Raw genomic sequence first — 22,983 nt, forward strand, 5'->3', positions numbered from 1 at the left:
TCTCTCGGGGCCGTTCGGTCACATCGCGCCGAGCTGCCGCATCAGCTTCATCAGGTCGAAGTGCCACCAGCCTTCCTTGATCTTCCCGCCCTCGAAGCGGAAGACCGTCGTGCCGGTGATCGTGCACTGTTCGCCCGTGGCCGGGATCCCCTGGAACTCGCCCTTGTGCCGTCCGTTGAAGGTCCACAGCAGCACGACGTCGTCGCCTTCGGTGATCTGCCGGTCGAGCTCGAAGGTGATGTCGAAGGCGTTGCGCCACATCGTGAGGTCGCGCCGGATGATGTCGGAGCCGACCTCCGTGTCCTCCTCGTTGGCAATGTCGTGGTCGATGTAGTCCTCGGCGAACACCTCCTCGATGGCGTCCAGGTTCCCGCCGGCGGCGATCTCGTGGAAGAAGCGCCGGGCCGTCGCCGCGTTCAGCTGCTCCTCGCGTACCACGTCGAGGTCGGTGAACGTGGGCATGCCGTCGCACAGGGCGACCATTTCCTGGAAGATCCGGTCGGTTTCCGGGAGCTTGGAGTTCTGCATCGCCTCTTCGTACGAGGGGAACTCGACGATCTCGACGTAGTGCGAACCCTCCGCGCGGTCCTTGCCCATCATGAGGTGGGAGGTGGTCCGCTTGCCCTTGGTCTTCTCGACCCACTGGTCCATGAGCGCGTTCACGCCGTCGAACCGGTCGGTCTTGTAGTCGATGATCTGTACGAATTTCATCGCGCCTCCCAGCCTGTCGACGAGCCTGCCTCCATTTTAGTGACGCAGGTCACATCGCGGCGCTTCAGGCCGAGCGCTCCAGCGTCCCCGGATGGACCGGGTCGGCGAACGGCAGCCCCTTCGTGAACCGCTCCACCTCGTCCAGCGCCTGGTCGGCCATCCGGTACAGCTCGCCCCCGAGCGACCCGGCGATGTGCGGCGTCAGCAGCACGTTCGGCAGCTCGTACAACGGCGAGTCGGCGGGCGGCAGTTCGGGGTCGGTGACGTCCAGCACGGCATCCAGGCGGCCGGAGACGAGCTCGGGAAGCAGAGCCTCCTCGTCGACCAGCGAGCCGCGCGAGGTGTTGATCAGGGTGGTGCCGTCCCGCATCCGCGCCAGCTGGGGCGCGCCGATCATGTGGCGCGTGGCCGCCACCTGCGGAGCGTGCACGGTGACGATGTCGGCGCGGGCGCACAGCTCGTCCAGGCCGGTGCGCTCGACACCGAGCGCCGCCGCCCCGGCGTCGTCCACATACGGGTCGTACAGCAGGACCCGCAGGTCGAAGGGGCGCATCAGCTCGATCACCCGGCGTCCGATGCGGGACGCGCCGACCACTCCGACCGTACGGCGGTAGTTGCCGGCGTCTTCGAGCTCGGCGCGCCAGTCGTGCGCGGCGCGCACCTGGGCGTACCGGTGGGCCGAGCGCAGCACCCGCTTGCCCGCGAAGAGGACCGCGGCGAGCGTGAACTCCGCGACGGGCAGGGCGTTCGCGGCCGCCGCCGAGGTGACGGCGATGCCGCGGTCCCAGCACGCCTCGGTGACGTGGTGCTTGACCGAGCCCGCGGCGTGGACGACGGCGCGCAGCCGTGGCGCGGCCGCCAGTACCTCGGCGGTCAGCGCGGGCGCGCCCCAGCAGGTCAGCAGGATCTCGGCCTCGGCGAGCGCGGCGGCGACGCGCGGTGAGGGGGAGGCCAGGTCGTGGGCGACGAGGTGCGGGTCGGTGCGGGTGAGCGCGGTCAGGCGTTCGCGGTGACGGTCGGCGAGCAGCCGGTCGGCGATACCGGGACTCATGGCCAGCAGCAGCGCGGGGCGATTGTCAGTGGCGTGGTGCATGGTGGAACTCGGGCTCCTCACAGGTCGCTTGGGTCACTTGACGCTGCCGGCGGTCAGGCCGGCCTTCCAGTGCCGCTGAAGTGAGACGAAGGCGACGATCAGGGGTATGACGGCGAGCAGGGAGCCGGTGACGACGAGCGGGTAGAACTCCGGCTCGGCATGGGAGTTGCTGTTCCACGCGTACAGGCCGAGGCTCAGCGGGAAGAGCTTCTGGTCCGAGAGCATCACCAGGGGGAGGAAGAAATTGTTCCAGATCGCGGTGAACTGGAAGAGGAACACGGTCACGAAGCCCGGCATCAGCATGCGCAGGCCGATGGACCAGAAGGTGCGCAGCTCGCCGGCCCCGTCGATACGGGCGGCTTCCAGGGCCTCGTCGGGGACGTAGCCGGCGCTGAAGACCCGGGAGAGATACACGCCGAAGGGGTGCACCAGTACGGGGACGAGCACGGCCCAGTAGGTGTTGACGATGCCCACCTCGCTGGCGAGCAGATACATCGGCAGGGCGAGCGCGGTGGTCGGGACGAGCACCCCGAGCAGGACCACACCGAACAGCTTCTCCTTGCCCCGGAAGTGGTACTTGTCGAAGGCATAGCCCGCGGCGACGCTGATCAGCGAGCTGAGCACGGCTCCGCCGCCCGCGTACAGCAGGCTGTTGACGTACCAGCGGAAGTAGAGGCCGTCGCCGTACGAGGCCAGGGCGGAGAGGTTCGCGCCGAGGTTGAACCCCTCGAAGGAGAAGGCGTTGCCGGCGAGGAGGTCGCCGGTGTCCTTGGTGGCCGCGGTGACCAGCCACACGAGCGGGAAGAGCATGTAGAGCGTGGCGAGGAGGAGCACGCCGTTGACGGCGCTCTTCGACATCCAGCGGGAGGCGGGCGAGCTCATGCCTTCTTCCCCTTCCGGCCGGTGAGGCGGGTGACCCCGAAGGAGAGCAGCGCGGCCGTGAGCGCGAGGAGTACGGAGGCGGCGGCGGCGAGTCCGTAGTCGTTGCGGTCGAAGGCCGCGGTGTAGGCGTACATGTTCGGTGTCCAGGTGGAGGTGACGGAGGAGCCGGTGCCCTTGTTGAGGATCAGCGGCTCGGTGAACAGCTGCAGCGAGCCGATGACGGTGAAGAGCGCGACCATCACGACCGAGGCGCGGATCAGCGGCACCTTGATGTTCAGCGCGGTGCGCCAGGCGCCGGCTCCGTCCACGGTGGCCGCTTCGAGCACGGAGCGGTCGATGGCCTGGAGGGCGGCGTAGAAGATCACCACGTTGTAGCCGAGCCATTCCCACAGGGCGATGTTGACCACGGAGGGGAGGGCGCCCTCGGGGGCGAAGAAGTCGAAGCCGATGCCGCCGGCCTCCATCGCCTCGACGACCGGGCTGAGCTGGGGTGTGTAGAGGTAGACCCAGATCAGGGCGGCGATGATGCCGGGCACGGCGTGCGGCAGGAAGAGGGCGAGCTGGAAGAAACGGCGGGCGCGGGCGAGCGTGGAGTCGATGAGCAGGGCGAGGACGAGGGCTCCGCCGATCATCAGCGGGATGTAGAACACGCAGTACCCGAGGAGTACGGCGAAGCCCTCGCGGAAGGCCGGATCACCCAGCGCCGCCGCGTAGTTGTCGAGGCCGCCGAAGACGGTCTCGGTGCCGCCGAAGCCCAGTCCGGACTGCTTCTCGGTGAACAGGCTCAGCCAGACCGCGTAACCGATCGGCAGCACCATCACCAGGACGAACAGGACGAAGAAGGGGGTCAGCAGTACGCCGGCAGCGGCGTTGGTACGGGTGCGGGCCTTCATGGTCTTCCTCAGCCCTCGACCTTCAGGCCGCGCTTGGTGAGCTCGGAGACGGTCGCGTCGTGTCCGGCCTTCACGGCGTCGGCGATCGTCGCGCCGCCGTTCGCGACCTTGCCGAACGCGTCCTTCATGGCCGTGTTGGTGGTGCCGGAGGTCGGGCCCCATGCCCACGTCGGGCGGATGGAGGCACCGGCGTCCTCGAAGACCTGGTAGATGTCCTGACCGCCGTAGTACGCCGTGTCGAACGCGGACCTGGCGGCCGGACGCAGTGCGGCGGCGGCGGGGAACGCGCTGGAGGTGCCGGTCTCGATGCGGGCCTTGATGCCGTCCTCGGTGGTCGTCATCCACGTCGCGAACTCGACCGCGGCCTCGGCCTTCTTGCTGTCCTTGGTCACGGCGAAGGTGGAGCCGCCCAGCATGCCGCTGGCCGGCTTGCCGTCCCAGGTGGGCATCGGGGCGACGGCCCACTTGCCGCTCTGCTCGGGCAGCGTGCCCTTGAGGACGCCGGCACCCCAGGAGGCGCCGAGGTAGCCGACGGTGCCGCCGCTCTTGAGGGAGTTGGTCCACTCCGGGCTGAAGGAGGCGTTGCTGCGGACGAGGTCGTCGTCGAGGAGCCCCTGCCAGTACGCCGAGACCTTGGTGGTCGCGGCGTCCGTGGTGTCGAGCTTCCAGGTGTCGCCCTCGGCCTTGAACCACTGGGCGCCGGCCTGCCAGACCATGGCCTGGAAGGTGGTCGGGTCGTCGGGGAAGAAGGTGCCGATGCGGGCCTTCCTGTCGGCCTTCTTCACCTTCTCGGCGGCCTTGCGGAAGTCGTCCCATGTCGTGGGGACCTCGACGCCGTACTTCTCGAAGAGGTCCTTGCGGTAGTAGAAGGCCTGCGGCGAGGCGTCGAAGGGGACGGCCCAGTTCTTGCCGCCGAGGGTGGTCAGTTCGACCGCCTGCGGCAGGAACTCCTTCTTGACGTCGTCGGACAGGTGGGAGCTGATGTCCTGGACCGCGCCCTGGCTGACGAACTCCGGGAGCATCGGGTACTCGATGGAGACCAGGTCGGGCGCGTTCCCGGCCTTCACCGCATTGGAGATCTTGGCGTAGCCGCCGGCGTTGCCGGAGGGGGTCTCCTCGAACTTCACGCGGATGTCGCTCTGCGACGCGTTGAACGCGTCCACGACCTCCTGGGTGCCCTTGGCCCATCCCCAGAAGGTGATGGTCACGGGCTTCCCGTCGCTCCCCTCGGCCTTGGAGTCCGCGCCGCTGCCGCCGCAGGCCGTGAGCACGGCGAGGGCGGAGGCCGCGGCGATCGCGGCGACGGAGTTTCTGGTCCGACGGGTCCGGACATTCCTGGTACGGCTCACGGCACAGCTCCTGACAAAGCGGCGGCATTGCGTTGGCCGCGATCCTTGGCGCAGCGCTGAGCGAAGTCAAGAACGAATGATCGAATGATCGAAAAAAGCTCAGAAACTGTTCCTGTCGACTTGGTCGCGGGAGCCTCGCGCCGAGGAGCCGCCGCCCGTGCCGCGCGCCCCGCAGGAGTCCCGCACCCGCAGGCGCGGCAGCAGCGAGAGGTGCCGCCGGGGCTCGTCCGCGCCGTGCCCGCCCGTCAGCCGCTCCACCAGCAGCCTCGTCGCCTCCCGGCCGACCTCGCGCTTGGGCGGGGCCACCGCGGTCAGCGGGATGTCGGCGAGCGCCGCCACCTCGTCGTCGTACGCGATCAGGGCCAGGTCCTCGGGCACCCGTACGCCGAGATCTGCCAGCCGCTGCACCATCTGGATCGCGTCCACGTCGTTGTGCACCAGGGCCGCGCTCGCCGTGCCCGAGCCCACGGCCTCCCGCAGGGCGCGCACGGCCGCCTCGAACTCCTCCGGCTGCCGCTCCGCGGGCACCGAGTCGATCACGGCCCGGGGAGCGCGCAGGCCGAGCGCGTCCAGCGCGTCCGCGTACCCCGAGCGCACCGCGAGCGCCGTCGGGCTGTCGGAGCGGGCCACCAGCAGCGGTGTGCCGTGGCCCAGCTCCACCAGGTGGCGTACGGCCAGCAGGGCGCCGTGCCGGTGGTCGGAGGCGACCCGGTCCATCCCGTCCAGGGCGCTGCCCGGCGCGGCGCGGCGCTCCAGCAGCACGGCGGGCACGGGCAGTTCGGTGATCCAGGCACCGTGCTCGGCCGGGTCCTCCGGGCCGCGCCAGCCGGGCGCGATCAGCAGGCCCTCGGCGCCGGCGGCCAGCAGTCCCTCGGTGCGCGCCGCGTCCTCCTCCGGCCGGTAGTCGGAGATCCGCAGGATCAGCCGGGAGCCGGCGCGCGCTGCCGCCTCGTGGGCGCCGCGGATCACCTCGGAGAAGTAGTACGTCGAGGAGGGCGCGAGCAGCCCGAGCACCGGGCCCTGCCCGCCACCGGCCGCGGCGCCTGTGACGGGACCCGCCCCGGGCCGCCGCCCCGGCCAGGACACCGATCCGTGCACCCGGTCCAGCCTGCCCTCCCCGGCCAGGAGCTCGACGTCCCTGCGGGCGGTGACGGGGGAGACGCCCAGCAGAGCGGCCAGGTCCGAGACGCGTGCGCTGCCGCGGTCCCGTACCAGCTCCAGCAGTCGTTCGTGACGTTCGGCGGCACTCTCGCGCACGGTGACGGTCCCCCTCGCAGTCTGTGGCCCGGCTGATGTCCACCCTAAGCCCATGTGATCGAACGTGCGGAATTTTCGATCATTCAAACGCAATCCATTGATGTTCGATCACGGCACGTTCATGCTTCCGCCGTCGCCGTCGTCTCTGCCCAGGGGAGCATCATGCCGTTCGAGACCACCGGCTGGACCCGTGCCCACTGGGAGACAGCCGCCGACGACCTGCTGCTGGCGGTGCGCCCCTGGGCCTCGCCGCGGAACGGCCTGATCAGCCTCCCCGGCGCCCGCCCGAGCTGGTCGGGTCCCCGCTCCGACGGCCTCGAGGGCTACGCCCGTACGTTCCTCCTCGCCGCGCTCCGCGTCGCGGGCGCCCACGGCCAGGACCCGCACGGCCACCTGCCCCACTACGCCGAGGGACTGGCCGCCGGCACCGAGAACCCGGTCCCCACAGGAGAATTGAGCGGGCACGCACCCGACGCCTGGCCGCTGATGGCCGATGTGCGCCAGGCCGTCGTCGAATCCGCCTCTGTCGCCATCGGACTGCGCCTCACCCGCCCCTGGCTCTGGGACACCCTCGACGACCGGACCCGCGCGCGGGTCGTCGACTGGCTGCTCCCCGCCCTCGCGCCGTCCCCGGTCGACAACAACTGGTGGCTCTTCGGCCTCACCGTCGCCGGCTTCCTCCAGGACGCCGGCATCGAGACCGACCGGGCCCGGCACACCATCGACCGCGCACTCGACCGCATCGAGCAGTGGTGGCTCGGCGACGGCTGGTACAGCGACGGCCCGAACCGCGCCTTCGACCACTACAACGCCTGGGCCCTGCACTTCTACCCCGTCCTGCACGCCCACCTCGCGGGCGACAAGGCCCTGCTCGACCACTACGGCCCCCGCCTGCGCCGCCACCTCGACGACTACACCCGCCTCTTCGACGCCAACGGCGCGCCCATGCCCTACGGCCGCTCCCTGACCTACCGCTTCGCCGCCGCGGCGGCCCCCTGGCTCGGCGCCATGACGGGCCACACCCCGCTGACCCCCGGCGCCACCCGCCGGCTCGCCTCCGGCACCCTGCGCCACTTCCTCGACCGGGGCGCCAGGGACGAGCGGGGACTGCTCACCCTCGGCTGGTACGGGCCCTACCCGCCGGCCGTCCAGAGCTACTCCGGCCCCGCGTCCCCCTACTGGGCCTCCAAGGGCTTCCTCGGCCTGCTCCTCCCCGCCGGCCACCCCGTGTGGACCGACCCCGAGGAGCCCCTGCCTGCCGAGACCGAGGACGCGGTCACCACGCTCGGCCCGCCCACCATGCTGATCCAGTCCACCGCCGCCGACGGTCTCGTACGCCTCCACAACCACGGCAGCAACCCTGTGCACCCGCAGGAGGAGGACCCCGGATACGCCCGGTTCGCCTACTCCACCCGGACCGGCCCGACCGTCGAGACCGCCGACAACCACTTCGCCCTGCTCGTCGACGGGGTCCCCACCCGGCGCGGCCCCGCCGAACCGCGCGGCCACGGCCCCGGCTGGGCCGCCTCCGTCCACACCCCCTGTCCCGGCGTGCGCGTCCTGTCCGCCACCCTCGCGCACGGCCGCGCCGAGGTCCGCGCCCATCTCGTCGTGGGTGCGCCGCCCGGCACGCCGGTCCGCCAGACGGGCTGGGCCACCGACGGCACGGTCACCGGCCAGCTCCATCCCGTGCACGGCTACGCCATCGCGTCGGAGTCCGGCACCGGGCCGACCCTGGCCGCCGACCGGAGCCGTACGCACATCCTCGAAGGACGCACCGGGCCGGCCGAGTCGCTCTTCGTCGCCCTCGCCTCGGTGACCGCGGAGCCGGACCCGGCGCCCGTGGCCACCCTCGCAGACGTCCAGATCACCGGCCGCACCATCCGGGTGACCTGGCCGGGCAACGTCACCCGCAGACTGACGCTCGATCCGAGGACGTCAGACGTTCTGCCAGAAGTCCAGCAGCAGTGAGAAGAATTTCCGAGCGTCGTGAGCGTGACCGAACTGGCGCAGCATCGTTGATCTGATCGTCATGCTGATTCGGCGAGGGGGCCAAGCGTGGACGGGACGGTCAAGCAGCGGCGTGGGCACCGTGCCCGGCTTGTTCTCACCGGCACGCAGGAGGCTCTGTTGGACGAGCAGGGCCATGCTGCACGAGCGTTGTGGAATCTGCTGCATGATCTGCATCTGATGTGTGGGCAACGGCGGCCCTCACTGGCGTACCTGGACGCCGAGATCCGGTGGGCACGAAAGAACGTTGCGTGGCTGGGAGTGCTTCCCGCTCAGGCAGCCCAGGCGGTGCTGAAGACCTACCGCCGCGCGTGGATCAACTGCTGGGAGCGACGGGCCCAACCTCCGACCTTCAAGGCCCGCTCACGCGTTCCGCCGGCTGTCGATGCCCCACAGGGCGCGCACCTCAAGGTCAAGCGAGTGAACCGCCGCTGGGGCATGGTCAACATCCCCAAGATAGGGCGGGTTCGATTCCGTTGGACAAAGGACTTGCCTGGTACGTCGAAGACCGGTCCTCAGGGGCGCATCACAGGTGCACGGCTGGTCAAGGACGCGATTGGCTGGCACATCGCCCTTCGTACCGATGCCTGGGTGGCAGCACCGACGCCGCGCCCATGGACGGACTCGCATGTCGGCCTCGACTGCGGTGTCGTCGTACCGCTGGCGCTGTCTGATGGCGGTTCCTGCACACACAGTTCGTGGCTCACCGAGCAGGAGAGTGAACAGCTGCTGCGCGCAGAGCAATTGGCGGCACACCGCAAGAAGTATCGAGCGAATGGCGAGCGGACTTCGCGGAGACTGCACGCCGTTTACGGCCAGATCGGCCGCCTACGCGCGAGAGCCAAGCGCAGGGCACTGGACTGGCAGCACAAGACCACGACAGCCATTGCGGACGCGTTCGCGCTGGTCTCAGTGGAAGACCTTCGCATCACGAACATGACGAAGTCAGCAAAGGGCACGACTGCCAAGCCCGGTACCAACGTCGCGGCGAAATCTGGACTCAACCGCAGTATCGCCGGCGAGGCTTGGGGAAGAACGGTGCGTCTCCTCGCCTACAAGACCGCCGACCGGGGTGGACTCCTGATCAAAGCACCCCCGGCCGGCACGTCGCTGCGCTGCTCGGAATGCGGCATCGTCACGCCGGGCAGCCGGGAATCCCAGGCGACGTTCGTGTGCAAGAACCAGGCCTGCGGCTGGGTAGGCAATGCCGACCACAACGCGGGACGGAACATCGATTGGGCGGGTCTCGTACTCGCCTCGGTTGCCGGGAGGGCAGTCGCCGGGCAGACGCAAGTGCTGTCAACTCCCCGGAGTGATCCAGGGGAGAGTCCCCGATCTCGGGGAGCACTCCAATTCAAGTCGACTTCTCCAGCGGTCCACCCGCAACCCACCACCCGGCTGAAGCGGCCAGCGTCGGGTGTACGAGCCCTGACTGACGCTACTGCGGCCCGTACTTGCGGCCTGCTCGCGAGCTCACCCCTCCGAGCAGGCCGCGCGGCGCCAGCTTCGCCACGCCCATCAGCGCCTTGTACCGCGGATCGGGGATCGACAGCGTCTTGCCCTTCGCCAGATCCGCCAGCGCCGACGTCACCAGCTTGTCGGCGTCCAGCCACATCCAGCCCGGGATGTTGTCGGTCCCCATCCCGGCCCGCTCGTGGAACTCCGTGCGGACGAAACCTGGGCACAGCGCCATCAGCCGCACACCCGAGCCCGCCAGATCCCGCGCCACGCCCTGCGTGAACTGCACGACCCACGCCTTGGACGCGCCGTACGTGCCGCGCGGCAGGAACGCCGCCACCGAGGCCACGTTCACCACGCCTCCGCGCCCACGCTCCCGCATCGACTCGGCGGCCGCGGACGTCAGCCGCAGCACCGCCTCGCAGTGCACCTTCAGCATCGTCAGCTCGTCGGCCATGGACACTTCCAGGAAGCACCCCTTGTTCCCGAAGCCGGCGTTGTTGATCAGCAGGTCGACCGGGTGCCTGCGGTCCGCGAGCCGTTTCTCGACCGCCGCGATCCCGTCCTCCCCGGACAGGTCCGCCGTCAGCACCTCAGCCTCGATGCCATGCAGGTCGTGCAGCTCGGTGGCCTGCTCCTGCAGCCGCTCGGTGTCGCGGGCCACCAGCACCAGATTGCGTCCCTCGGCCGCCAGCCGCCGCGCGAAGGCGGCGCCGATGCCCGCGGTCGCTCCCGTGATCAGTGCAGTCGTCATAGGCGGCACGTTAGTGCCCCGCGTGTGAGTGCGGCACACGGACGTCGCCCGCCCGCTGCCCCTTCTCGACGACCACGAACTGGCCCATCATGCCCTCGTCCTCGTGGTACAGCAGATGGCAGTGGTACATGTACGGAGTGTCCGGATCGGCCGGGCCGGTGAACCGCAGGGCGATCTTCACACTTCTGTTGCCGGGTACGAAGACGGTGTCCTTCGCGCCGCGCAGATGCGGCGGCGGCTGCCGTCCGTCGACCTCCAGCACCCGGAACTGCACGTCGTGCACATGGAAGTTGTGCGGCATGCCGTCGTCGTTGCGCAGGACCCAGGTCTCGGTCGTGCCCCGGGTGACGGTCTCGTCGATCCGGTCCATGGACATCGGCCTGCCGTTGATCCCCGACCGCTGGAGGCCGAAGAACCGGGTCCGCACCGACTCCCCGGCGTCCGGCAGCTCCGGTTCGCCCAGCTCCGCGGGCAGCTCCGGGGAGGGGCGCAGCGTCTTCGCGGCGCGCAGCTCCAGCACGTCGAACGCGTCGTCGCCGCCGTTGAACCGGGTCTGCCAGAAGTCGCCCAGGTTCTCCGGATGGCTGCGCAGCACAGCGCGCTCGCCGGGCCGCATCGTCACGACGATCTCGGCCCGCTCGCCGGGAGACAGCCGGATGCGGTCCGTCGCCGCGGCCTTCTCCAGCAGCCCGCCGTCCGACGCGACGAGCGAGAAGCGCCGGTCGTCGGCGAAGCCGAACTGGTAGACGCGGGCGGTGGAGGCGTTGAGCAGGCGCAGCCGTACCCGCTCGTCACCGACCTCCTTGTACGGGTCGAGGGTGCCGTTGACCATCGTCCGGTCGCCGAGGAAGCCGCTGCCCGCCATCAGCTTGTGGCCGTGGTCGAACTTCGAGCCGTCGAAGCGGACGTCCTGCACGATGACGGGCAGGTCGTCGACGCCGTACCGCTTCGGCAGCGGCAGCTTCGCGGACCTCTCGTCGTCGAGCAGGAACATGCCGGCCAGTCCGCGCCGCACATGCTCCTCCGTCGTGCCGTGCGGGTGCGGGTGGTACCAGAGCGACGCCGCCGGCTGGTCGACCGTCCAGCGCGGGGCCCAGGTGCCGCCCGGTGCCACGGTCTGGTGCGGACCGCCGTCCATGGCGGCGGGCAGGTGCATGCCGTGCCAGTGCACGGTGGAGGTCTCGCCCAGCGTGTTGCGTATGCGCACCTCGACCTTGTCGCCGCGCTCGGCACGCAGGGTCGGGCCCAGATAGTCCCCGTTGAAGCCCCAGGTGGGCGTCTGCTGTCCGCGCCTGAACTCCTTGTGCCCGGCCTGCATCGTCAGGTCGAAGACCTTGGTGCCGTCACGTTCGACGGTCGGTTCGGCCAGCGGCGGCACGGCCATCTCGCGGCTGAACGAGGTGCCGACGGTCGACACCTCGGCGTCGGTGTACAGCCAGAAGAACCCGCCGCCGACAGCGGCGACGAGGGCCACGGCGACGGCTGTGAGAACGACGAGGACGCGCTTGAGCCGGGACATGCCTCCAGCGTTCCGGCCGCAGCCGGCGGGCACATCGGGGACCGTCCCCCATCGGCCCCCGATCCAACTGGCCCGCGTCCTCGGGGATTTCCCCTACGAGACGATCGGCAGCTCCGCGGCTCCGGTCCCGTACTTCGCCACGTACTCACGCGCCGCGCGCAGCTGCTCGGGGTGGAGGGCGTCGCCGGCGGCGAGCACCCGGGGCAGCAGGGAGCGCTCGGTCGTCTCGGCCCGGAACGACATCGAGACGGTGACCTCGTGCTCCGGCCGGTGCACGATCTCGATCGGATCGCCCGCACGGATCTCACCGGGCGTGATCACTCGCAGGTACGCGCCGGGCGCGGCCTCCCGCGTGAAGCGCCTGACCCAGCCTCCCCCTCGCTTCGCTGGGGGGACCCCCATCCGGTCCAGCCAGCGGGCGAAAGTGCGGCACGGGATGCGGCCGCTCGTGACCTCGAGCACCAGCTCCTCGCCGATCCGCCAGCGTTCGCCGATCAACGCGCCGTTGACGTCGAGCCCGCTCGTGGTGAGGTTCTCGCCGAACGAGCCGCTCGCCAGCGGCATGCCCAGCTCCTCCTCCCAGCGGTCCAGATCCTCCCGCGCGAAGGCGTAGACGGCCTGGTCGGTGCCTCCGTGGTGGCGCAGGTCGGAGATCGCGTCCCCCGCCACCCCGCTGCCGCCCTCGCCCTTGCGGCCCGGATCGCTCACCCGGACGGCTCCCTCGGCGGGACGCTTGTCGATCCCGGTGGTGCCGGTGTCCGCGTAGTCCACCGACGTCAGCCGCCCCACGTTCACGCTCAGAAGCTTCATACCCGGCACGCTAACCCGGTGCTCCTCAAAGCAACCAGCCGATATTTCCGCTCGGCCTCCAAGGGGCGCTTATGCTCAAGGGGTGATCGAAGCCCGTCACCTCCGTGTCCTGCGCGCCGTCGCCGCCACCGGCTCCTTCTCCGCCGCCGCGCGCGAACTGGGCTGCACCCAGCCCGCGGTCAGCCAGCAGATGAAAGCGCTCGAAAGCTCGGCCGGCACGCCGCTCCTGATCCGTACGGGCCGGGAGATGCGCCTGACCCAGGCCGGCGAGGTGCTCGTCCGGCACGCCGCCGGCATCCTCGCGGGGCTCACCGCGGCAGAGGAGGAGATCGCCGCCATCGCGGGGCTCAGGGCGGGCCGGGTCCGTCTGGTGTCGTTCCCGAGCGGCAGTTCGACGCTGGTGCCGACCGCGCTCGCCGCCCTGCGCGCGGCACACCCCGGCACCCGGGTCTCCCTGGTCGACGCCGAACCGCCGCGCTCCGTCGAGATGCTGCGCGAGGGCGACTGCGACGTGGCCCTCGCCTTCCGCTACGGCACGCCGGGCGCCGAGTGGGACGACCTCGTCGTCCGCCCGCTGCTCACCGACCGGCTGGTCGGGCTCGTGCCGGAGGGGCACCGCCTGGCGGGCGCGGAGAGCGTCGCCATCGGCGATCTCACCGACGAGCCGTGGATCGCCGGCTGCCCGCGCTGCCGCCGTCAGCTGGTGGAGGTCTGCGAGGAGGCGGGCTTCACGCCCCGGATCGACTTCGCGACGGACGACTACCCGGCGGTCATCGGGCTGGTCGGCGCGGGCCTCGGCGTGGCGGTTCTGCCGGAACTGGCGCTGGAGTCGGTCCGCCCCAAGGGCGTACGGACGATCGCGGTCAACCCGCCCGTCGCGCGCGAGATCGTCGCGCTGACCCTGCCCGACCTGTCCCAGGTCCCGGCGGTCGCGGCGACCCTGGACCGGCTGGCCCTGGCGGCCAGGCGCTGAGCACACGAAGCCGGTCCCGGCAGGGGCCGGGACCGGCAGGGGAGTTCGGGGTGCGGGGGGCGCAGGCGGATGGCTCGTCCGGTCGCTCGTCGTCGTTCGTACACGTGCCGCGTTTCGTCCACGTCATGCTGCGTTCGTACAGGTGATGTCGGTCGGTCGTCGTTGCTCGTCGTCGCTCGTACAGTCGCTCGTTCAGGTGAAGGAACGTTTCTTCCGTAATTGGCCGGGGCGTCAGCCGCCCACCGCGCCTCCCGCGCTCGTCGCGGGGATCAATCGATGGCGCGCGCGGCCCATGAGCTCCTCGCGCTCGTCCTCCGTGAGTCCACCCCAGACGCCGTACGGTTCGCGCACCGCCAGCGCGTGTGCGGCGCACTCGGCCCGGACGGGGCACCTCATGCAGACCTCTTTCGCCGAGTTCTCGCGCGCACTGCGTGCTGCACCGCGCTCGCCTTCGGGATGGAAGAAGAGCGAGCTGTCGACCCCGCGGCATGCCGCGAGGAGCTGCCAGTCCCACAGATCGGCGTTGGGTCCGGGAAGGCGAGAGAAATCTGCCATAGCGCATGTCCCCTTGAAACCGTGCTGAGTGGATACAGGACAGGTCGGAAACGGGCGGGACCACCGGCCGGCTGGTGCCGGATCCGGCACCCCGCACTGTGCCAACGACCGTACATCTACTGTGTAAGTAGATGTAAATATGACTCATTGCGAATCTAGCCAAAGACACCAGCGAATGGGAAGAAAAGCCGCTGAATGGGGCACTGCTTCCCGAAGAAAACACGGTGACCTGCGGCGCTGCGGTTCGCGCACGATCCCTTACGCAGAGTGCCGAAGAGCCTCGTCCGACCCGTAACTCTTTCGAGTGACCATCGTTGAGAGGGCGGAGGCGGTTGAAAGAACAAGCTGTCGGGCACATGTCCGAGAGCGTTCAACCGCTCAGGTGACGAAACGTACCCAGCCTGGAGGCTCAAGGTGACGCGCAAATGCTGCGAGAGCCACGGAGGTCAGTCATGACATCCGTCCTCGTCTGCGACGACTCCCCGCTTGCCCGAGAGGCGCTCCGCCGCGCGGTCGCGACCGTGCCCGGCGTCGAGCGCGTGACGACCGCGGCCAACGGCGAGGAAGTCCTCCGCCGCTGGGGCGCCGACCGCTCGGACCTGATTCTGATGGACGTACGCATGCCCGGACTGGGCGGCGTCGAGACCGTGCGCCGGCTGCTGTCCGCGGACCCGGGCGCCCGGATCATCATGCTCACCGTCGCCGAGGACCTCGACGGTGTCGCACTCGCGGTCGCCGCCGGCGCCCGCGGCTATCTGCACAAGGACGCCTCGCGCGCCGAGCTGCGGGCGACCGTCACCCAGGCGCTCGCCGACCCGACGTGGCGGCTCGCCCCGCGCCGGCTCCGCTCGGCGGAGATGGGCGCCGCGCCCACGCTCACCGCGCGCGAGATCCAGGTTCTCGAAGGGATGAGCCACGGCCGGTCCAACGCGGAGATCGGGCGCGAGCTGTTCCTGTCCGAGGACACGGTGAAGACGCACGCCAGGCGCCTGTTCAAGAAGCTCGGCGCCTCGGACCGGGCGCATGCCGTGGCGCTCGGATTCCGGTGGGGCCTGGTCCGCTGAGTGGGCCCGCACGGGGTGACGGATGCCCGAGGGCATCCGTTTCCCGCGCGATGCCGCATCCTTGAGGGTGTGGAGTTCCTCGGGGACGAGTCGGTCGAGCGGGAGGGGAGGGCGCAGGAGATGAGTTCCGGCGCACCTGCTCATAACGCTTCGGTGCACAACATGGGACGCGGTGCCGCGGACGCTCCGGCGCCAAGGCACCATGGACCGATGCGTGACGACGAGGCGGCGACCGCCCAGGGGGCCATCGGTGCACTCGTCCATCGTGCCGTCGACGGCGACGAGCAGGCCACGCACGACCTGCTCGCGCACGTCCACCCGCTGGCGCTGCGCTTCTGTCGTTCCCGTCTCAACAGACTTCCGGGTGATGCTCGGCACTTCGCCGACGACCTCGCCCAGGAGGTGTGCGTCGCGGTGCTGATGGCACTGCCGCGTTACAAGGACACCGGAAGGCCCTTCGAGGCCTTCGTCTTCGCCATCGCCTCCCACAAGGTCGCCGATCTGCAGCGGGCCGCGATGCGGCACCCCGGCTCGACGGCCGTGCCGTCCGACGAGATGCCCGAGCGGCCCGACGACTCCCTCGGGCCGGAGGAGCGGGCGCTGCTCAGCGACGACGCCGAGTGGGCCAAGAAGCTCCTCGCCAATCTTCCGGAGAACCAGCGCGAGCTGCTGGTGCTGCGCGTCGCCGTGGGCCTGACGGCGGAGGAGACCGGACAGATGCTGGGGATGTCACCGGGTGCGGTGCGCGTCGCCCAGCACCGTGCGCTGAGCCGTCTGCGGGCGCTGGCCGAGCAGTGAACCGCGCGGCGGCCCCGTGCGTAGGATCGTACAAAGCTGCTTGCTGATCTTGATCGTGGAATGAGACGGGTCCAGAGCCCGTTAGCATGGACATCCGCACCGATCAAGGCCATTGGGGAAGGTGTCATGACCAACGTCGACGGAGTGCCCGAGAAATTCGCGACACTCGGGCTGACCTACGACGATGTGCTGCTGCTGCCGGGTGCCTCCGACATGGCTCCCGACCAGATCGACACCTCCTCGTACCTCTCGAAGAACGTGCGGGTGAACATCCCGCTGCTGTCCGCCGCCATGGACAAGGTGACCGAGGCGCGCATGGCCATCGCGATGGCCCGCCAGGGCGGCGCGGGTGTCCTGCACCGCAACCTCTCCATCGCCGACCAGGCCAACCAGGTCGACCTGGTCAAGCGCTCCGAGTCCGGCATGGTCACCGACCCGATCACCGTGCGCCCGGACGCGACGCTCGCCGAGGCCGACGCGATCTGCGGCAAGTTCCGCATCAGCGGCGTGCCCGTGACCGACCCGGCCGGCAAGCTCCTCGGCATCGTCACCAACCGTGACATGGCGTTCGAGACCGACCGCAGCCAGCAGGTGCGCGACGTCATGACGCCGATGCCGCTGGTCACCGGCAAGGTCGGCATCTCGGGCGTGGACGCCATGGAGCTGCTGCGCCGTCACAAGATCGAGAAGCTTCCGCTGGTCGACGACGCGGGCATCCTCAAGGGCCTGATCACGGTCAAGGACTTCGTCAAGGCCGAGAAGTACCCCAATGCCGCCAAGGACACGGAGGGCCGGCTGCTCGTCGGCGCGGCCGTCGGTGTCGCGGGCGACGCCTTCGAGCGTGCGCAGGCGCTGATCGAGGCAGGTGTCGACTTCATCGTCGTGGACACCGCGCACGGCCACTCCAAGCTGGTCGGCGACATGATCGCCAAGATCAAGTCGAACCACTCCGGTGTGGATGTCATCGGCGGCAACGTCGCCACCAGGGACGGCGCCCAGGCGCTGATCGACGCGGGTGTCGACGGCATCAAGGTCGGCGTCGGCCCGGGCTCCATCTGCACCACGCGCGTGGTCGCCGGAATCGGCGTCCCCCAGGTCACCGCGATCTACGAGGCGTCGCTGGCGGCGAAGGACGCGGGCGTGCCGGTGATCGGCGACGGCGGCCTCCAGTACAGCGGTGACATCGCCAAGGCCCTGGTCGCGGGCGCCGACACGGTCATGCTCGGCTCCCTCCTCGCGGGCTGCGAGGAGTCCCCGGGCGAGCTGATGTTCATCAACGGCAAGCAGTTCAAGTCGTACCGCGGCATGGGCTCGCTGGGCGCCATGCAGTCCCGCGGCGAGCAGCGCTCCTTCTCCAAGGACCGCTACTTCCAGGAGGGCGTCGCCTCCGACGAGAAGCTGGTGCCCGAGGGCATCGAGGGCCAGGTCCCCTACCGCGGCCCGCTCTCCGCAGTGGTCCACCAGCTCGTCGGCGGTCTGCGCCAGTCGATGTTCTACGTCGGCGGCCGCACGGTGCCGGAGCTCCAGGCGAACGGACGGTTCGTCCGGATCACCTCGGCGGGTCTCAAGGAGAGCCACCCGCACGACATCCAGATGACGGTCGAGGCGCCGAACTACAGCCGGAAGTAGCGCGCACCACCCACGAGGGGCGGTCCCGGGTCGTCGGGGGCCGCCCCTCGTGCGTGGGTCGGGGATACTGGTAGGGCCCCAGGCGCAGAAGTAAGAGGGAAAGGCCACACATCGTGACTGAGATCGAGATCGGGCGCGGCAAGCGCGGCCGCCGGGCGTACGCGTTCGATGACATCGCCGTCGTACCGAGCCGGCGCACGCGGGACCCGAAGGAGGTCTCGATCGCCTGGCAGATCGACGCCTACCGCTTCGAGCTGCCCTTCCTGGCCGCCCCGATGGACTCGGTCGTCTCCCCGCGCACCGCGATCCACATCGGCGAGATGGGCGGCCTCGGCGTGCTGAACCTCGAGGGCCTGTGGACCCGCTACGAGGACCCGCAGCCGCTGCTCGACGAGATCGCCGAGCTGGACCCGGAGAGCGCCACCCGCCGACTCCAGGAGATCTACGCGGCCCCGATCAAGGAAGAGCTGATCGGGCAGCGCATCAAGGAGGTGCGCGACTCGGGTGTCGTCACCGCCGCCGCGCTCTCCCCGCAGCGCACCGCGCAGTTCTCGAAGGCCGTCGTCGACGCCGGCGTCGACATCTTCGTGATCCGCGGCACGACGGTCTCCGCCGAGCACGTCTCCGGTGCCGCCGAGCCGCTGAACCTCAAGCAGTTCATCTACGAGCTCGACGTCCCGGTCATCGTCGGCGGCTGCGCCACCTACACGGCCGCGCTGCACCTGATGCGCACGGGCGCGGCGGGCGTCCTGGTCGGCTTCGGCGGCGGCGCCGCGCACACCACGCGGAACGTGCTGGGCATCCAGGTGCCGATGGCGACCGCCGTCGCCGACGTGGCCGCGGCCCGCCGCGACTACATGGACGAGTCCGGCGGCCGGTACGTGCACGTCATCGCCGACGGCGGTGTGGGCTGGTCGGGCGACCTGCCGAAGGCGATCGCGTGCGGCGCGGACGCGGTGATGATCGGCTCCCCGCTCGCCCGTGCCACGGACGCGCCGGGCAACGGCCGCCACTGGGGCATGGAGGCGGTCCACGAGGACGTGCCGCGCGGCAAGCTGGTCGACCTGGGCATCGTCGGCACGACCGAGGAGGTCCTGACCGGTCCCTCGCACAGCCCGGACGGGTCGATGAACTTCTTCGGCGCCCTGCGCCGTGCGATGGCGACGACCGGTTACAGCGAGCTCAAGGAGTTCCAGCGGGTCGAGGTCACGGTGGCGGACTCGCAGCACAGCCGCTGACATCCGGCTGTACACAAGGGAGTCGTACACAGGGGAAGGGCCCGGCACCGAAGTGCCGGGCCCTTCCCCTGTGCGGTCGGCATGCGGGCGGCGGTGACGGCGTGGATGGCGCGCGCGGGGTACGCGTCAGCCCTGGCGGCCCGTGCGCGTGGGCGGAACGCTCAGGGCGATGCACAGCAGCGTGACGGCCGCGAGCCCCAGGGGCCACGGCTCGTGCGCGTGGAACCCGAGGGCCAGCACCCCGGCCTCCAGTGCCAGGCACACCGCCGTCGCTCCGAGCGCCCGGCGTTCGCGGCGCTGCGACCTGCGAAGCGTCCAGCACGCCCAGGCGCTCGCGGCGACGACGACGGCACCGGCGGCGACGACGCGCAGGATCTCGGCCTCCACCTCTGCGGCCGATCGGTCACCGCGTCCGAATCCCTGGAGCCGGCCGGGCAGGAACCAGAAGGCGATGAACGCGACGGACGCGGCCTGGAGACCGAGCAGGAGGACGGCGGTTCTCGCAGTGAGTCGGTGCACGGTGGCTCGACGCATGGAAGACCCGTCGTTGCTGGGGAGGCGGAGCCGGTTTCGGCCCGGCGGGTCCCTTGTCCACCCACCGGGATCGGATCTGTCCAGCGCCGCCTTCCGGCTCCTCAGAGGCGGTGTGCCGCGCCCGCCGGCGTCGCGCCCCGCGTGTCGAGCAGGAGCTGTGCCTTGACCGCCAGGCCCTGGAGGTCGTACGTGCGGTGGTGCTGGAGCAGCACCGTGAGGTCCGCGTTGGCGGCGGCCTCGTAGAGCGAGTCGGCGCGGGGGACGGGCAGGCCGTTCACCTGCCAGTCGGGGATGTGCGGGTCGTGGTAGCTGACGGATGCGCCGAGGTCCATCAGGCGGCGGGCGATCTCGGTGGCGGGGGACCCGGTCAGGTCGGCGAGGTCGGGCTTGTAGGTGATGCCGAGGAGCAGGATGCGCGCGCCGCGGGCCGACTTGCCGTGCTCGTTGAGGAGCGTGGCGCAACGCTGGATGACGTACTGCGGCATTCGGGTGTTGATGTCCTGGGCGAGTCCGACCATGCGCAGGGTGCGGCCGGTGGGCGGGAGGTGGCCGGGGTCGAGGGCGACGCCGTGTCCGCCGACGCCCGGGCCCGGACGGAAGGCCTGGAAGCCGAACGGCTTGGTCTCTGCGCAGCGGATGACGTCCCACAGGTCGATCCCGAGGTCGTGGCAGAGGACGGCCATCTCGTTGACGAGCGCGATGTTGACGTGACGGAAGTTCGTCTCCAGGACCTTGACGGTCTCGGCCTCGCGCAGGCCGCGCGCCCGTACGACCTTGTCGGTGAGCCGGCCGTAGAACGCGGCGGCCGATTCGGTGCAGGCGGGGGTGAGGCCGCCGATGACCTTGGGCGTGTTGGCGTAGCCGTGGGCGCGGTTGCCGGGTTCGGTGCGGCTGGGGGAGTAGGCCAGGTGGAAGTCGCGTCCCGCGCGGAGCCCGGAGCCCTGTTCCAGCAGCGGCCGGAGGAACTCCTCGGTCGTGCCGGGCTGGACGGCCGATTCGAGCAGCACGGTGGTGTGCGGGCGCAGCCGGGACGCGAGGGCGCGGGCCGCGTCGGCGAGTGCCGTGAGGTCGGGCGCGCCGTCCGGGCCGGGGGGCGTGGGGGCGCAGATGACCGCCGTGCGCACGCGTCCCAGTTCGGCCACGTCGCTGACCGTGCGGAAGCCGGCCGAGAGCATCCGGCGGATGTCGGCGGCGGTGACTCCCGCGGCGGGTTCGGTGAGCCGGCCCGGGTCGGGGTCGTAGCCGATGGTTTCGATGCGTGCTGCCACGGCGGCCTGGGCGAGGGGCAGACCGAGGTGGCCGAGTCCGATGACGGCGAGATCTGCGGGCATGGCGGTGGCCGTCCTTCCCATAGCCGGAGGGGACAGAGGTCGCAAGCCCTGTGGGCGGAACGAGCGTGCGCAATGTCAGACTAGGCGTAAATATGACCGTTCTGTCGGATTGTGCGCGTGTGGCTAACGGAGTGTTATCCACAGGCGGTGGCTGAAGTCGGCGAGTGCGGACAGAATCGACGTTGTGAGCCCGACCGCAGGGGACGCACGGGGGCGACGGGAGGCAGCAGTGAGGACAGCGACACTGGGACCCGAGGAGCGCGCCGCAGCGCTCGCCGGTATGGCCGAGCGTGAACTGGACGTGCTGGTGGTCGGCGCCGGCGTTGTCGGAGCGGGCACCGCGCTGGACGCGGCGACAAGAGGTCTCGCGACCGGGCTCGTCGAGGCGCGCGACTGGGCCTCGGGCACGTCGAGCCGTTCGAGCAAGCTCATCCACGGCGGCCTGCGCTATCTGGAGATGCTCGACTTCGCCCTGGTCAGAGAGGCGCTGAAGGAGCGCGGTCTGCTCCTGGAGCGGCTGGCCCCCCACCTGGTCAAGCCGGTGCCGTTCCTCTATCCCCTGCAGCACAAGGGCTGGGAGCGGTGGTACGCGGGATCGGGCGTTGCGCTGTACGACGCGATGTCGGTCTCCTCGGGCCACGGGCGCGGCCTGCCCGTCCACCGCCATCTGTCACGGCGTCATGCCCTGCGCGTGGCGCCCGCGCTGAAGAAGGACGCCCTCGTGGGTGCCCTCCAGTACTACGACGCCCAGATGGACGACGCCCGTTTCGTCACCACCCTGGTGCGCACGGCCGCGAGTTACGGAGCCCAAGTGGCCAGCCGCGCCCGGGTGGTCGGTTTCCTGCGGGAGGGTGAGCGCGTGGTCGGCGCGCGGGTGCTCGACGTCGAGGCCGGCGGGGAGTACGAGATCCGTGCCCGCCAGATCGTCAATGCGACGGGGGTGTGGACGGACGACACGCAGGCGCTGATCGGGGAGCGCGGACAGTTCCACGTGCGGGCTTCCAAGGGCATCCACCTGGTCGTGCCGAAGGACCGCATCCACTCCACCACCGGGCTGATCCTGCGGACCGAGAAGTCCGTGCTGTTCGTCATCCCGTGGGGCCGGCACTGGATCGTCGGCACGACGGACACCGACTGGGACCTGGACAAGGCGCACCCCGCCGCATCCAGCGCCGACATCGACTACCTGCTGGAGCACGTCAATTCGGTGCTCGCCGTGCCCCTCACCCGGGACGACGTCCAGGGGGTGTACGCCGGGCTGCGGCCGCTGCTCGCCGGGGAGTCCGACGCGACGAGCAAGCTGTCCCGCGAGCACACGGTGGCGCACCCGGTGCCGGGCCTGGTGGTCGTGGCGGGCGGCAAGTACACGACGTACCGGGTTATGGCGAAGGACGCGGTGGACGAGGCGGTGCACGGCCTCGACCAGCGGGTGGCCGCATGCGTCACGGAGGAGGTCCCCCTGCTCGGCGCCGAGGGCTACCGCGCCCTCTGGAACGCCCGCGCGAGGATCGCGGCGCGGACCGGGCTCCATGTCGTGCGCGTGGAGCACCTGTTGAACCGGTACGGCTCGCTGACCGAAGAGCTGCTCGCGCTGATCGCCGAGGACCCGTCGCTCGGCGAGCCGCTCACCGGCGCCGACGACTATCTCCGCGCCGAGATCGTCTACGCGGCCTCGCACGAGGGCGCGCGTCATCTGGACGACGTGCTGACGCGGCGCACCAGGATCTCGATCGAGACGTTCGACCGGGGGACGCGCTGCGCGCGGGAGTGCGCGGAGCTGATGGCTCCGGTGCTGGGGTGGGAGAAGGCGCACGTCGAGAAGGAGGTCGAGCACTATGAGAAGCGGGTCGAGGCGGAGCGGGAGTCGCAGCGCCAGCCGGACGACCTGACGGCGGACGCGGCCCGGCTGGGCGCGCCGGACATCGTGCCGATCTGACGGAGTCGGCGGGCTTCGCTCCGACGGGCGGGCCCCGGCCCGGTTGCACCGACCGGTTTCCGTCGAGCCCTGACGGCGGAAGCGGTCGCGGCCAGGGGGTCGGCGGAGGCGGGCAGCGCCCCGACCAGCGCAGGGGTGGCTATCACGGCGAGTGACGGCTCGGCAGGAGCCGCATTCGCGCGCTCGCAT

Annotated in this window: 20 protein-coding genes and 1 pseudogene; 8 read left to right on the forward strand and 13 right to left on the reverse strand. The window is 70.5% G+C overall.

Going from position 1 to position 22,983, the window contains the following annotated elements; genetic code table 11:
- Positions 1 to 18 precede the first annotated feature (18 nt).
- The 6 genes from ACF08N_RS06880 to ACF08N_RS06905 form a co-directional block, all read right to left on the reverse strand.
- A complete protein-coding gene (locus ACF08N_RS06880; RefSeq protein WP_392323525.1) occupies positions 19 to 711 on the reverse strand; it encodes an ester cyclase in 693 nt (230 codons plus the stop codon).
- 64 nt (positions 712 to 775) lie between these two features.
- Positions 776 to 1,804 (reverse strand): hydroxyacid dehydrogenase, encoded by a 1,029-nt coding sequence (locus tag ACF08N_RS06885; RefSeq protein ID WP_392323526.1) that lies wholly within the window; start codon positions 1,802 to 1,804, stop codon positions 776 to 778.
- Between the two features lie 33 nt (positions 1,805 to 1,837).
- On the reverse strand, positions 1,838 to 2,686 hold the full coding sequence (locus tag ACF08N_RS06890; RefSeq protein WP_392323527.1) for a carbohydrate ABC transporter permease: 849 nt from the start codon (positions 2,684 to 2,686) through the stop codon (positions 1,838 to 1,840).
- Entirely contained in the window at positions 2,683 to 3,579 is an 897-nt protein-coding gene (locus tag ACF08N_RS06895) for a carbohydrate ABC transporter permease (protein WP_392323528.1), read from the reverse strand. Before ACF08N_RS06895 ends, ACF08N_RS06890 begins: the two co-directional genes overlap by 4 nt.
- An 8-nt stretch (positions 3,580 to 3,587) precedes the next feature.
- On the reverse strand, positions 3,588 to 4,928 hold the full coding sequence (locus tag ACF08N_RS06900) for an ABC transporter substrate-binding protein (protein ID WP_392323529.1): 1,341 nt from the start codon (positions 4,926 to 4,928) through the stop codon (positions 3,588 to 3,590).
- A 99-nt stretch (positions 4,929 to 5,027) separates the two neighbouring features.
- The gene (locus tag ACF08N_RS06905) at positions 5,028 to 6,185 is read right to left on the reverse strand and encodes a substrate-binding domain-containing protein (RefSeq protein ID WP_392323530.1); all 1,158 of its coding nucleotides are present in this window, start codon (positions 6,183 to 6,185) and stop codon (positions 5,028 to 5,030) included.
- A gap of 162 nt (positions 6,186 to 6,347) precedes the next feature.
- Between ACF08N_RS06905 and ACF08N_RS06910 the strand changes: the two genes are divergently transcribed.
- Positions 6,348 to 8,156, forward strand: a complete 1,809-nt coding sequence (locus ACF08N_RS06910) for a DUF2264 domain-containing protein (RefSeq protein ID WP_392323531.1) — start codon at positions 6,348 to 6,350, stop codon at positions 8,154 to 8,156.
- Here ACF08N_RS06910 and ACF08N_RS06915 read toward each other — a convergent pair.
- On the reverse strand, positions 8,124 to 8,363 hold the full coding sequence (locus ACF08N_RS06915; protein WP_392323926.1) for a hypothetical protein: 240 nt from the start codon (positions 8,361 to 8,363) through the stop codon (positions 8,124 to 8,126). The two genes, ACF08N_RS06910 and ACF08N_RS06915, sit on opposite strands and share 33 nt — an antisense overlap.
- Between ACF08N_RS06915 and ACF08N_RS06920 the strand changes: the two are divergent.
- A pseudogene (locus ACF08N_RS06920) lies at positions 8,316 to 9,416 on the forward strand (RNA-guided endonuclease InsQ/TnpB family protein); the annotation flags it as partial. The gene ACF08N_RS06915 and the pseudogene ACF08N_RS06920 sit on opposite strands and share 48 nt — an antisense overlap.
- Before the next feature lie 217 nt (positions 9,417 to 9,633).
- Here ACF08N_RS06920 and ACF08N_RS06925 read toward each other — a convergent pair.
- From ACF08N_RS06925 to ACF08N_RS06935, 3 genes are all read right to left on the reverse strand, one after another.
- The gene (locus ACF08N_RS06925; protein ID WP_392323532.1) at positions 9,634 to 10,407 is read right to left on the reverse strand and encodes an SDR family NAD(P)-dependent oxidoreductase; all 774 of its coding nucleotides are present in this window, start codon (positions 10,405 to 10,407) and stop codon (positions 9,634 to 9,636) included.
- Between the two features lie 10 nt (positions 10,408 to 10,417).
- Complete coding sequence (locus ACF08N_RS06930; RefSeq protein ID WP_392323533.1) at positions 10,418 to 11,926, reverse strand: multicopper oxidase family protein; 1,509 nt, start codon at positions 11,924 to 11,926, stop codon at positions 10,418 to 10,420.
- A gap of 93 nt (positions 11,927 to 12,019) precedes the next feature.
- Positions 12,020 to 12,736 carry an MOSC domain-containing protein gene (locus ACF08N_RS06935; RefSeq protein ID WP_392323534.1) on the reverse strand — a complete coding sequence of 239 codons (717 nt, stop codon included), beginning with the start codon at positions 12,734 to 12,736 and terminating at the stop codon, positions 12,020 to 12,022.
- A gap of 82 nt (positions 12,737 to 12,818) precedes the next feature.
- On the opposite strand from ACF08N_RS06935, the gene ACF08N_RS06940 reads away from it, so the two are divergent.
- Positions 12,819 to 13,709, forward strand: a complete 891-nt coding sequence (locus tag ACF08N_RS06940) for a LysR family transcriptional regulator (protein WP_392323535.1) — start codon at positions 12,819 to 12,821, stop codon at positions 13,707 to 13,709.
- 231 nt (positions 13,710 to 13,940) lie between these two features.
- On the opposite strand, the gene ACF08N_RS06945 is transcribed toward ACF08N_RS06940, so the two are convergent.
- Complete coding sequence (locus tag ACF08N_RS06945) at positions 13,941 to 14,264, reverse strand: WhiB family transcriptional regulator (protein ID WP_177148662.1); 324 nt, start codon at positions 14,262 to 14,264, stop codon at positions 13,941 to 13,943.
- A 452-nt stretch (positions 14,265 to 14,716) separates the two neighbouring features.
- Between ACF08N_RS06945 and ACF08N_RS06950 the strand changes: the two genes are divergently transcribed.
- The 4 genes from ACF08N_RS06950 to ACF08N_RS06965 all read left to right on the forward strand — a co-directional run bounded on the left by ACF08N_RS06950 (position 14,717) and on the right by ACF08N_RS06965 (position 18,993).
- Positions 14,717 to 15,328, forward strand: coding sequence for a response regulator transcription factor (locus tag ACF08N_RS06950; protein WP_003948568.1), 612 nt, complete (start codon positions 14,717 to 14,719; stop codon positions 15,326 to 15,328).
- Positions 15,329 to 15,538: 210 nt separating this feature from the next.
- Positions 15,539 to 16,126, forward strand: a complete 588-nt coding sequence (locus tag ACF08N_RS06955) for a sigma-70 family RNA polymerase sigma factor (RefSeq protein WP_215183563.1) — start codon at positions 15,539 to 15,541, stop codon at positions 16,124 to 16,126.
- A gap of 126 nt (positions 16,127 to 16,252) precedes the next feature.
- On the forward strand, positions 16,253 to 17,755 hold the full coding sequence (guaB, locus tag ACF08N_RS06960) for an IMP dehydrogenase (protein WP_392323536.1): 1,503 nt from the start codon (positions 16,253 to 16,255) through the stop codon (positions 17,753 to 17,755).
- Between the two features lie 113 nt (positions 17,756 to 17,868).
- Positions 17,869 to 18,993, forward strand: a complete 1,125-nt coding sequence (locus tag ACF08N_RS06965) for a GuaB3 family IMP dehydrogenase-related protein (protein ID WP_392323537.1) — start codon at positions 17,869 to 17,871, stop codon at positions 18,991 to 18,993.
- A 126-nt stretch (positions 18,994 to 19,119) separates the two neighbouring features.
- Here ACF08N_RS06965 and ACF08N_RS06970 read toward each other — a convergent pair whose 3' ends face one another.
- Both ACF08N_RS06970 and ACF08N_RS06975 read right to left on the reverse strand, forming a co-directional pair.
- A complete protein-coding gene (locus tag ACF08N_RS06970) occupies positions 19,120 to 19,512 on the reverse strand; it encodes a hypothetical protein (RefSeq protein ID WP_392323538.1) in 393 nt (130 codons plus the stop codon).
- Positions 19,513 to 19,628: 116 nt separating this feature from the next.
- Positions 19,629 to 20,858 carry a nucleotide sugar dehydrogenase gene (locus ACF08N_RS06975; RefSeq protein ID WP_392323539.1) on the reverse strand — a complete coding sequence of 410 codons (1,230 nt, stop codon included), beginning with the start codon at positions 20,856 to 20,858 and terminating at the stop codon, positions 19,629 to 19,631.
- 229 nt (positions 20,859 to 21,087) lie between these two features.
- Between ACF08N_RS06975 and ACF08N_RS06980 the strand changes: the two genes are divergently transcribed.
- The gene (locus ACF08N_RS06980) at positions 21,088 to 22,794 is read left to right on the forward strand and encodes a glycerol-3-phosphate dehydrogenase/oxidase (protein WP_392323540.1); all 1,707 of its coding nucleotides are present in this window, start codon (positions 21,088 to 21,090) and stop codon (positions 22,792 to 22,794) included.
- The last annotated feature ends 189 nt before the right edge of the window (positions 22,795 to 22,983 follow it).

Origin of the sequence: Streptomyces sp. NPDC015127 (genome assembly GCF_043080095.1) — a bacterium.
Classification (GTDB): domain Bacteria; phylum Actinomycetota; class Actinomycetes; order Streptomycetales; family Streptomycetaceae; genus Streptomyces.